Source organism: Halorubrum sp. Ea8 (assembly GCF_002252925.1).
GTDB lineage: Archaea > Halobacteriota > Halobacteria > Halobacteriales > Haloferacaceae > Halorubrum.
The window spans coordinates 92718-104277 of sequence record NZ_NHPF01000072.1; the positions used below are offsets into that span (position 1 = coordinate 92718).

General features: G+C 69.8%; 10 protein-coding genes. All 10 read left to right on the top strand.

Features of this window, described 5'->3' with window-relative positions:
- Positions 1–110 precede the first annotated feature (110 nt).
- The 10 genes from DJ74_RS07175 (at position 111) to DJ74_RS07220 (ending at position 11542) form a co-directional block, all read left to right on the top strand.
- A complete protein-coding gene (locus DJ74_RS07175) occupies positions 111–476 on the top strand; it encodes a DUF2209 family protein (RefSeq protein WP_094526847.1) in 366 nt (121 codons plus the stop codon).
- Entirely contained in the window at positions 473–1828 is a 1356-nt protein-coding gene (gene hflX / locus DJ74_RS07180) for a GTPase HflX (protein WP_094525499.1), read from the top strand. The genes DJ74_RS07175 and hflX overlap by 4 nt, the downstream gene beginning before the upstream one ends.
- A gap of 63 nt (positions 1829–1891) precedes the next feature.
- Complete coding sequence (gene acs, locus DJ74_RS07185) at positions 1892–3850, top strand: acetate--CoA ligase (protein WP_094525500.1); 1959 nt, start codon at positions 1892–1894, stop codon at positions 3848–3850.
- Between the two features lie 72 nt (positions 3851–3922).
- On the top strand, positions 3923–4159 hold the full coding sequence (locus tag DJ74_RS07190; protein WP_094526807.1) for a DUF2061 domain-containing protein: 237 nt from the start codon (positions 3923–3925) through the stop codon (positions 4157–4159).
- A gap of 271 nt (positions 4160–4430) precedes the next feature.
- On the top strand, positions 4431–6215 hold the full coding sequence (locus DJ74_RS07195; protein WP_094526808.1) for a bacterio-opsin activator domain-containing protein: 1785 nt from the start codon (positions 4431–4433) through the stop codon (positions 6213–6215).
- 145 nt (positions 6216–6360) lie between these two features.
- Positions 6361–8355, top strand: a complete 1995-nt coding sequence (gene acs / locus DJ74_RS07200) for an acetate--CoA ligase (RefSeq protein ID WP_094525503.1) — start codon at positions 6361–6363, stop codon at positions 8353–8355.
- A 133-nt stretch (positions 8356–8488) separates the two neighbouring features.
- Complete coding sequence (locus DJ74_RS07205; protein ID WP_094526809.1) at positions 8489–9013, top strand: DUF4212 domain-containing protein; 525 nt, start codon at positions 8489–8491, stop codon at positions 9011–9013.
- Positions 9010–10713: a VC_2705 family sodium/solute symporter gene (locus tag DJ74_RS07210; protein WP_094525505.1), complete on the top strand. Its 1704-nt coding sequence runs from the start codon at positions 9010–9012 to the stop codon at positions 10711–10713. The genes DJ74_RS07205 and DJ74_RS07210 overlap by 4 nt, the downstream gene beginning before the upstream one ends.
- Before the next feature lie 3 nt (positions 10714–10716).
- Entirely contained in the window at positions 10717–11178 is a 462-nt protein-coding gene (locus tag DJ74_RS07215; RefSeq protein WP_094525506.1) for a universal stress protein, read from the top strand.
- Between the two features lie 106 nt (positions 11179–11284).
- A complete protein-coding gene (locus DJ74_RS07220) occupies positions 11285–11542 on the top strand; it encodes a hypothetical protein (RefSeq protein ID WP_094525507.1) in 258 nt (85 codons plus the stop codon).
- Positions 11543–11560 lie beyond the last annotated feature (18 nt).

Here is an 11560-nt window from a genome sequence, read left to right on the forward strand (position 1 = left end):
CACGGAAACGTTCAATTCGGCGGGCAAACAACGACGGGTTATGGAGCTGACACCCGTCGGTAGGAGCTCGCGGCCCGGGCGAACCGAGGTGGCCGGTGCCCGCCCCTGAGGTGGTCGGCGTCGACATCAGCGGCCGCCACGAGGAGGCGGGCGAGTACCTGATGGTCGCGGCCGCGGTCCACGCCCGGGTCGGCTCGACGCGGATCCGGTCGGTCGAGGGGATGGGCTTCGCCGCCGTGCGCGAGGGACCGACGCTCGACGCGACCCTCGGCCTCGTCGCGACCGCGGTCGGGAACCTGCCGGAGCCGCCGGACGGCCCGATCGTCGCCGAACACGGCGAGTTCTACGAGGAGCCCCCCGATCGAGTCGGGCTGAGCTTCCGACCCGAGTTTAAATACGTCGAGAGCATAGGAGAACGCGAAACAGTGCAGGCAGCACACCACGCCGCGTACGCCGCCCGAGACCTCCTCTTATGACCGGGAGCGTCGAGGGGGCGAGCGCCGACGGCGACGCCGAATCGGTCCCCCGAGAGCGGCGGGCGGTCGTCGCCAAGCGCGTCGACTCCGGCGACGCCGACCTGGCCGAGATCACCCAGCTCGCCGCGGCCGCGGGGTACGAGGTCGTCGGCGAACTCACCCAGACCCGCACCGAGGACGCCGCGTTCATGTTCGGGGAGGGAAAGGTCGCGCAGCTGCGCGACTTGGTCCGCCGGACCGACGCCGGCGCCGTCATCGTCGACAACGACGTCGGCCCGTACCAGACGTTCAATATCGGCGGGGAGCTCCCCGAGGGCGTCGAGGTGATCGACCGGTTCACGCTCATCCTCGAGATATTCGGTCAGCGCGCCAACACCCGGAAGGCGCAGCTCCAGGTCGAGCTCGCGGAGCTCCGGTACGAGCTCCCGCGCGCCGAGGCGAAGGCGAGCCTCGCGAAGCGCGACGAGCGCCCCGGCTTCATGGGGCTCGGCGAGTACGACGAGAGCGTCGAGCGCGACATCAAACGCCAGATCTCCGAGATACAGGACGAGCTGGAGTCGATCGCGGAGAAGGAAGAGGCGCGCCGCGAGCAGCGCCGCGACTCCGGCTTCGACCTGGTCGCGCTCGCGGGGTACACGAACGCCGGGAAGTCGACGCTGATGCGCCGGCTCGCGGCCGAGATCGACGTCGACGAGAACGCCGACCGACACCCCGACCTCGACACCACCGCCGAGTCGCAGGACATGCTGTTCACCACGCTCGGCACGACGACCCGCAGGGCCGAGATGGAGAAGCGAGACGTGCTGCTCACGGACACGGTCGGGTTCATCGCGGACCTTCCCCACTGGCTCGTGGAGTCGTTCGAGTCGACGCTCGACTCGGTCTACCGCGCCGACCTCGTGCTGCTCGTCGTCGACGCGAGCGAGCCGGTCGAGGACATGCGCGAGAAGCTCGTCACGAGCCACGACACCCTCTACGAGCGCAACGAGGCCCCCGTCGTGACCGTATTCAACAAGGTCGACCGGCTCGCGCCCGGCGAGTTGGCCGATAAGCGCGGTGCGCTCTCCGGTGTCGCCCCCGACCCCGTCGCCGTCTCGGCGAAGACGGGCGCGGGCGTCGCGGAGCTCCGCGACCGCGTCGAAGACGAGCTCCCCGACTGGGAGCGCGAGCGGCTCGTCCTCCCGGTCTCCGACGAGGCGATGAGCCTCGTCTCGTGGATCCATGACCACGGCCACGTCGACGAGGAGTCGTACGCGAGCGACCAGGTGACCGTCGACTTCGAGGCCAAACCCTCGATCGTGGCCCGCGCGCGGTCGAAGGCGGCGGATCTCGCGCCCGCGGAGTCGACGTAGCCGACTCGCCGCCGACCGGGACCGCGGACAAAGTATACATTCCTCCACTTGCGAACGGGTATCATGGACGACGCCGGAGTCGACGGCCGACGGCGGGACCGCCCCGTCGCCGACGACGACGCCATCGAGCCGCCGACCGGGTTCCGCGAGCGGGCCGTGGCGAGCGACGCGGGGGTGTACGACGCGTTCGCGACCGAGGGGCCCGACGCCTGGCGGCGGGCCGCCGACCTCCTCGACTGGGAGCGACCGTACGAGAGGGTGCTCGACGACGGCGACCCGCCCTTCTACGAGTGGTTCCCGGACGGGCGGCTCAACGCCGCCGTCAACTGCGTCGACCGCCACCTCGACGAGCGGCGCAACCAGCTCGCGATTCGCTGGTTCGGCAAGCGTGGCGAGCGGCGGTCGTACACCTACCTCGACTTACACCGCGAAGTGAACGCGCTCGCGGCCGGCCTGCGGGAGCTCGGCGTCGAGGAGGACGACGTGGTGACGCTGTACCTCCCGATGGTCCCGGAGCTGCCGGTCGCGATGCTGGCGTGCGCCCGCATCGGCGCGCCGCACAACGTCGTCTTCGCGGGGCTCTCGGCGGAGGCGCTCGCGACCCGCCTCGACGCGGCCGACTCGTCGTACCTGATCACCTGCGACGGCTACTACCGCCGGGAGGACGCGTTCAACCAGAAGTCGAAGGCGGACAACGCGCGACTCCGGGCCGACGGCGACCTCGCGGCGACGGTCGTCGTCGACCGGCTGGGCGACGCGCTGGACGTGTCGCTCGGCGCCGACGAACACGCGTACGAGTCGCTCGTCGACGCGCACGACGGCGAGACGGTCGAGCCGGTCGCGCGCGACGCCACCGACCTCCTGTTCGTGATGTACACCTCGGGGACGACCGGCCGGCCGAAGGGCGTCGAACACGCGACCGGTGGCTACCTCGCGCACGTCGCCTGGACGACCCGGAACGTCCTCGACGTCCGCCCGTCGGACACCTACTGGTGCGCGGCCGACATCGGCTGGATCACGGGCCACTCGTACGGCGTGTACGGCCCGCTCTCCGTCGGGACGACGACCGTGCTGTACGAGGGCTCGCCGGACTACCCGGACCGGGACCGCGTGTGGGACCTCATCGAGCGCAACGCGGTCAGCGTCTTCTACACCTCCCCGACCGCGATCCGGTCGTTCATGAAGTGGGGCGCGGAGTACCCCGACCGCCACGACCTCTCGTCGATCCGGCTGCTCGGGACCGTCGGCGAGTCGATCACGCCGAAGGCGTGGCGCTGGTACCGCGACCACGTCGGCGGCGGCGAGGCGCCGATCGTGGACACGTGGTGGCAGACGGAGACGGGCGCCATCGCGCTCGCGACGCTGCCCGGGATCACGCCCATGAAACCGGGGAGGGTCGGGCCGCCCCTGCCCGGGATCGACGCGCGCGTCGTCGACGAGGACGGCGAGCCGGTGGACCCGGGCGAGCCGGGCTACCTCACGATCGGGTCGCCGTGGCCCGGCATGCTCCGCGGGCTCCGCGAGGGTGACGAGCGCTACCGCCGGGAGTACTGGGTCGAGGCCGAGGACGGGTGGCGGTACCGGACCGGCGACGGCGCGACGGTCGACGAGGACGGCTACGTAACCATTCTCGGTCGCGTCGACGACGTGATCAACGTCCGGGCGCAGCGGTTCAACACGGCCGAGCTGGAGTCGGCGATCGTCGGCGTCGAAGGGGTCACCGAGGCCGCGGTCGTCGGCGACGACGACGGCGACGTCGTCGCTTACGTGACCACTCGGAGCGACGTCGAGCCCGGCGAGCCGCTCAGGACGGCGATCGGCGAGGAGCTGGCCCGCGAGGTCGGCGACCTCGCCCGCGCGGACCGGATCGTGTTCACCCCCGACCTCCCGAAGACGCGCTCGGGCAAGATCATGCGCCGCCTGCTCGAAGACATCGCGCGCGGCGAGGAGTTCGGCGACGTCAGCGCCCTCCGGAACCCCGAGGTCGTCGGAGAGATCGAGTCCGCCGTTCGAAGTGAGTAACCGAATACGGTTCCCAAACACCGCTTTCGAAATCTCTCAAGGATCCATAAGCGTGGCCGCCGAAGCGTCGGTATGGGAACGCTGGTCTCGCGGTCCGCGCTTCACGACCGGAGGCGCGCGGTCGCCAAGACGCACTGTTACCGCGCGTTCATGGTCATGATCACCGTGACCGTGGCGTGGGCGGTCGTCGGCGACGTCGGCGACGCCGTGAACATCGGGCTGGTGACCAACGCCCTCAAGACCGCGACTTACTACGCCTACGAGCGCCTGTGGGACCACGTCGCGTGGGGCGTCGCCGACGGCGTCTGAGTCGGCCGCCCGGTCGCGGCGGTCTCGGCGGTCTCGGCAGGGGCGGACCGCGGGTGCTCGGGCGGCTCCCCGTCGTCCGGGGCGCACCGCCTTCGGGCTGACCGCTCGACGGCTATTTCGGGTACTGGCTGAAGACCGAAATTCTGACCGTCCATAAGGTTCGATCAGAGCGGTCGGTCGACCGCGTCGGCTGAAGTTCGCCTTGCAGACCGCGCGAGGCGACTAAAGGGGGAAGATTTTTCTTTCGGGTTTCTGTCTACTTACGAAACAGATGGTCGACGGCCTCGACGGCGACGCCTACGACGCGCTCCTGACCGCCGCGGAGACGTACCGCGCCGCGGTCGTGGTTCGCCTCGCCGGCAAGGCCGGGCTCCGAACCGGCGAGATCACCCGCGTCGCGCCGCGGGATCTCCGGGACCCGGGCGTCGCCTCCGGCGCGTCCCTCCTCGCCGTCCCGGACGGCTCGGGAACCGACGGCGAGGCCGAAGGGGAGCCGACGAACGGCGCCGAGTCGACGGTGGCGATCGACCGCGAGACAGTCGTCCCCGCCTCGCTGGCGTCCGAGCTCCGGCGGTACGCCGAGAGCGAGGGACTCGACGACGCGGAGCCGTTCGTGGGCGTGTCGCCCCGGCGCGTCCAGATGATCGTGTCCGAGACGGCCGAGCGGGCGGCGGCGCGGACCGACGGCGCGGTGCCGGCCGACGTCACGCCGAGCGATCTCCGGGAGACGTTCGCGCGCCGGCTCCTCGTCGATCGGGGCGTCGACCCGCACGCCGTGCGCGAGGCCGGCGGCTGGGAGACCCTCGGCACGCTCGACGAGTTCCTCGGCCCGCTCGACGGGCGGGAGATCGCCGAGGCGTTCGCCCCCGCCGGGGGCGCCGAAGCCGGCGGTACCGGCGCTCCGGATCCGGACGCGGGCGGACGGGCCCCGAGCGCGCTCGGCGGATTCGAGGCCCTCGCCGACGGCGAGGCGAGGGAATCGCCGCTCGCCGCGGTCCCGGAGCGACTGGTCGAGTCCGGTCGGTGGGCCGAGGCGTGGGTGGTCCGCGGATCGGTCGACGACGGCCGGGCGGAGGTCGTGGGAGCAGCCGGGGTCGACCGAGAGGTCCTCGTCGACCGCGGCGTCACGCGGGAGGGGCCGTGGCTCGGCGCGGTCGAGGACGGCGAGCCGGTCCTGACGGACGGGGAGCCCACCGCCGGCGGCCGGCCCGGGATCGCCGTCCCCGCCGGCTACCGGGACGTGACGCACGGCGCGCTCTGCGTCGTCGCCGACGACGGCGCGCCCGTGTCGGACGTCGAGCGGCGGGAGCTGGTCGCGCTCGGGCGCTGTCTCGGCTGGGCGGTGACGGCGGGCCGGTGGCGCGACCTCCTGCACTCCGACGCCGTCACCGAGGTGGAGTTCCACACCGCCGACGACGGAGCGTTCCTCGCCCGCGCGAGCGCCGCCCTCGGCTGTGCGATAGAACTCGACTCCACCGTCGGCGTCACCGACGAGGCCTCGCGGCTCTACCTCTCCGTCGCTGGCGCGAGGCCCCAGGGCGTCGCCGACGTCGTCGACGGCGCGGACGGCGTCTCTGACCTCCGGGTGACCGAGACGCGCGAGGACGGCTGTTCGGCCTCGGTCCGCGTCGAGGGAGGGTCGGCGGTCCGGACGCTCACCGAACACGGCGCGACGGTCCGCGAGGCGACCGCGGAGGACGGTCGCGTCCGCGTCGTCGCCGACCTCCCCGGGGGCGCCGACGTCAGACCGGTGGCCGACGGGCTCCGCGCGGCCTTCGACGACGCCCGCCTCGCGAGCAAGGAGTCCGTCGTCCGGGCGTCACGGCCGGAGTCGTCGTTCCGCGAGGGGGTCGCGGACCGCTTCACCGACCGCCAGTGGGCCGCGCTGTCGGCCGCGTACCACGGCGGCTACTTCGACTGGCCGCGGGAGAGCACCGCCGAGGAGGTCGCCGACGCGATGGAGGTCTCCTCCCCGACGTTCCACAACCACCTCCGGAAGGCCCAGCGCGCCCTGCTCGACGGCCTCTTCGACGAGGAGTACCGAGAGCGCCGTTGACGCGACCCACGCGAATCGTTTATAATGGGGTTCGAGAGCGCGACGCGGACGGGACGGAGCCGGGCAACGCGCCGCGTATTCATCATGATTTTTCGTATTTAGCGTCAGCGTTTATATGCCGAGATCGGTTGGATACGACCGTACCATGACAGAGGGTGACGGTCAACTGGAAGCGAGACTTGAAGAGCAGGAGGTGTTCGAGCCGCCCGAGTCGTTCGCGGCGCAGGCGAACGTCTCCGACCCCGAGATCTACGAGACGTTCGAGGAGAACTGGCCGCAGTGCTGGCAGGCGGCAGCCGACCTCCTCGACTGGGAGTCCGACTACGACCAGGTGCTGGACGACAGCGACCCGCCCTTCTACGAGTGGTTCACCGGCGGCGAGCTGAACGCGTCCGCCAACTGCCTCGACCGACACCTCGACGAGCGCGGCGACGAGGCCGCGATCGAGTGGGTCGGCGAGCCGGTCGACGAGGACGACCGCACGTACACGTACGCGGAGCTCCACCGCGAGGTGAACGAGTTCGCGGCCGCCCTCCGCGATCAGGGCGTCGAGGAGGACGACGTCGTGACGATGTACATGCCGATGATCCCGGAGCTACCGGTCGCGATGCTGGCGTGCGCCCGCATCGGCGCGCCCCACAGCGTCGTGTTCGCCGGGTTCTCGGCCGACGCGCTCGCGACGCGGATGAACTCCGCGGAGTCGGAGTACCTCGTCACCTGCGACGGCTACTACCGCCGCGGCGACCCCCTCGACCACCTCGACAAGGCGAACGAGGGGCTCGCGGGCGTCGACCACGACACCACGACCGTCGTCGTCGACCGGCTCGGGCCGAACGGCGACGACTTCGGTCACGACCTCGGCGACGACCAGCTCGATTACGGCGACCTCGTGGCCGAGCACGAGGGCGCCGAGGTGGAGCCTGTCACCCGCGACGCCGAGGACATGCTGTTCCTGATGTACACCTCGGGGACGACGGGACAGCCGAAGGGGGTGAAACACACGACCGGCGGCTACCTCTCGTGGGTGTCGTGGACCTCGCAGTCGGTCCTCGACATCAAGCCGGATGACACGTACTTCTGCTCGGCCGACATCGGCTGGATCACGGGTCACTCCTACATCGTCTACGGGCCGCTCGCGCTCGGGACGACGACGATGATGTACGAGGGGACGCCGGACCACCCCGAACAGGACCGCCTCTGGGAGATCGTCGACGAGCACGACGCGACCCAGCTGTACACGGCGCCGACGGCGATCCGCGCGTTCATGAAGTGGGGCTCGGAGTACCCGGACCGCCACGACCTCTCCTCGCTGCGGCTGCTCGGGACTGTCGGCGAGCCGATCAACCCGCGGGCGTGGAAGTGGTACTACCAGCACATCGGCGACGAGGAGTGCCCCATCGTCGACACGTGGTGGCAGACGGAGACCGGCGGGATGATGATCACGACCTTACCCGGGATCAAGGACATGAAGCCCGGGGCGGCGGGCCCGCCGCTGCCGGGGCTGGACGTCCAGATCCTCGACACGCTCGGCGACGAGGTAGAGCCGGGGAAGGCCGGCTACCTCACGGTACAGAAGCCGTGGCCCGGCATGCTCCGGACGCTGTACAACAACGACGAGCGCTACATCGACGAGTACTGGGCGGAGTACTCCGACACCGACAGCGACGACCCCGAGGACTGGGTGTACTTCCCGGAGGACGGGGCGAAGATCGACGAGGACGGGTACATCACCGTCCTCGGCCGCGTGGACGACGTGTTGAACGTCTCCGGCCACCGGCTGGGGACGATGGAGATCGAGTCCGCCATCGTCGGCGTCGAGGGGGTCGCGGAGGCCGCCGTCGTCGGTGGCAACCACGAGATCAAAGGGGAGGCCGTCTACGCGTACGTGACGACCGAGGACGGGTACGAGGGCAACGAGGAGCTCCGCGACGCGATCGTCGCCGGCGTCGAGGACGCCATCGGCCCGATCGCCCGGCCGGAGCAGGTCGTGTTCACGCCCGACCTGCCGAAGACGCGCTCGGGCAAGATCATGCGGCGCCTGTTGGAGAACATCGCCGACGGCGAGGAGCTCGGAAACACGAGCACGCTCCGGAACCCGGAGATCGTCGAGGAGATCCAGCGGAAGGCAGAGGGCGAGTAGCCGCTCACCGGCCTCGTTTTCGACACGCAACCGGTACCGGAGCACGCCGACGCGCCGACAACCATTACGATCGATTCAGATAATCGACGCGCGACGACACGCGATACCGACACACCACGGCACACCGATACACATGACAGATAATAGTTCACACGACACTGACGACGCGGCCACCGACGGTGGACGAGCAGCGGGCGACGCGGCCACCGACGGTGGACGAGCACCGAACGACGCGGCCACCGACGGTGGACGAGCAGCGGGCGACGCGGCCACCGACGGCGGCGTCGCCACGGGCGCGGCACAGCAGCACCGACAGACCGACTACCTCAGCGAAGAGGTGAACCTGCTGAAACCGAGCACCGCGTATATGCGGGACCACCTCAGAATCGTCTGGACCGGGTTCATCGTTTGGGCACTCATCGTCTTCGGTCCGGTCACGATGACGATGCTCGCACCGGGCACGATGACGACGACCATGCCGGTGCTCGGATTCCCCTGGCACTACTTCTTAGTCGCCTTCGGCGCGCCGACGGGCGCGCTGATCTTGGCGGCCGTCTACGCCCGCCAGCGGGACAAGTTGGACGATAAGTACGGCATCGACCACAGCACCGACACCGGGTCGGCCGACACCGCCAGCGACGGGGGGCAGCGGGAATGACGCTCCCGCTCCAAGCCGAGGCGCTCGACATCTCCTTTAAGCTCCTCCCGGCTATCATCGTCTTCCTGATGATGGCCTCTTTCCTGGCCATCGGCTTCGTGTTCAAGGTGGCAGACACCGAGGGCATGTGGGTCGCCGGTCGGGGTATCGGTAACATCGAAAACGGGATGGCGATCGGCGCCAACTGGATGTCGGCCGCCTCGTATCTCGGCCTCGCCGGGCTGGTCGCGCTCGCCGGCTTCTACGGGCTCGCGTTCATCGTCGGCTGGACGACCGGGTACTTCGTCCTGCTCATCTTCCTCGCGGCCCAGATGCGCCGGTTCGGGAAGTACACCGCGCCGGACTTCGTCGCGGACCGATTCAACTCCCCGATGGCACGCGCGCTGGCCGCGTTCACCACGCTGCTCATCGCGTACGTCTACTCCGTGGGCCAAGCCCGCGGGATGGGGCTGGTCGGTCAGTACGTGTTCGGACTCGACATCATCCCGATGATCATCGTGATGATGACCATCACCGTCGGCTACCTCGCGCTCTCGGGCATGCTGGGCGCGACGAAGAACATGGCCGTTCAGTACGTGATCCTCATCGTCGCGTTCCTCGCGGGCGTCTACGTCGTCGGCTTCTCGCAGGGGTACTCGACGGTGCTCCCGCAGATCGAGTACGGCGCCCTGTTCAGCGAGCTCGGCCGGCAGTTCAGCGAGCCGTTCATCGGCGGGAACAGCTACTACCTGTGGGTCGCGACGGCGTTCTCGCTCATCTTCGGCACGTGCGGCCTCCCGCACGTTCTGGTCCGGTTCTACACGGTCCAGAGCGAGCGGACCGCCCGCTGGTCCACCGTGTGGGGGCTGTTCTTCATCCTGCTCCTGTACTGGGCCGCGCCGGCCATGGCGGCCTTCGGCGTCGACCTCTTCGCCACCGTGAACGGCATCTCGTCCGAAGCGGTGTTCAGCGGCGAGCAGGCGATGTCCGGCGCGGAGGGCGACGTCATCGTCGTGCTGGCCGCACAGTTCGCCCAGTTACCGACCTGGTTCGTCGGGCTGGTCGCCGCCGGCGCGATGGCGGCCGCGATCGCGACGACGGCGGGGCTGTTCATTACGGCCTCCTCCGCCGTCGCTCACGACATCTACGCCGAGCTCATCAACCCCGACGCGACCCAGCGGCAGCAAGTGCTCATCGGCCGGGCGACCATCGTCGGGATCGGCGCGCTCGTCACGGTGACCGCGTTCAACCCGCCGGCGCTCATCGGCGAACTCGTCGCCTACGCGTTCTCGCTCGCGGGCACCGTCCTGTTCCCGATGTTCTTCCTCGGGTTGTGGTGGGAGAACACCAACCGGCAGGGAGCGCTCGCGGGGATGACCGTCGGCCTGGTGCTGTGGTTCACCTCGATCGTCAACAGCGTCCTGCCGGCCTACGTCGGCTTCCTCGCCGACATCGCCGGTGGCTCCGGACAGGCGCTCATCCCGGTCTACGCCCAGTACGTGCCGCCGATCGGCGCCGCCTTGGTCGGCACGCCGCTCGTGTTCCTCGTCACCATCGCCGTCTCGATGGCGACGCCGGAACCCCCGCTGGAGACCAAGCGGATGGTCCGCCAGTGTCACAGCCCCGAACCGATGGGCCAACAGCAGACGGCAGAGGACGTCGTCGCCGACGGCGGCGAGGAGATGACGGCCGACGGGGGCCGCGCGGCCACGGAGGAGTGATCCATGTACGAACACATTCTGATCCCGACTGACGGCAGCGACGTCGCAGAGTCAGCGGTCGAACACGCGCTCGACCTCGCGGAGCAGTACGACGCCGAGGTCCACGCGCTGTACGTGGTCGACATCGACTCGGTCAACCTCGGCCTCGGGACCGAGCAGGTCGACCGGCTCAAGCAGGGCCGGTTCGACGAGATGGAGGAGCTGAAATCGAAGGCCGACGAGGCGACCGGCGCCGTCGCCGCCCGCGGCGCGGAGCGGGATATCGAGGTCGTCGAGCAGATCTCCGGCGGCCGCCCGCACACGGTGATCGCCGACTACGCCGAGAACCACGACGTGGACCTCATCGTGATGGGGAGCCACGGCCGCGCCGGCGTCCGGCGCGCGCTCCTCGGGAGCGTCACCGAGCGCACGCTGCGCTCGACGCACGTGCCCGTTCTCGTCGTCGACTACGCCGACGAGGACTGAGCCGCGACCGCGGGCGCGGCCGCGTTCCGTCGCGGCCACGGGCGTTCGACCGACCGACTCGCACCGCTTCCGGAACACCGACGTACCCCGACCGACACGCACACTCATGACAGAGACGAAGCCGATCGACGACAGCGACGAGGAGAGCCTCGCCGACCGCGTCCGATCGCACGTCACCGAGCACCGGACCGGCATGGTGCAGGACCTGCTGTTCGCGGTCGTCTGGGTGACGCTCGTGTCGCTCCTCTTCGATTACGCGTTCACGAACGCCCCGCAGTGGGTGTTTTACATGTTCATGCTCGCCGGAATCCCGGCGTACTTCGGCTTCTTTATCTCGCTGGAAATGGCGAAGGAACAGCGGTAGTCCCGGGTCGCGGTCCGG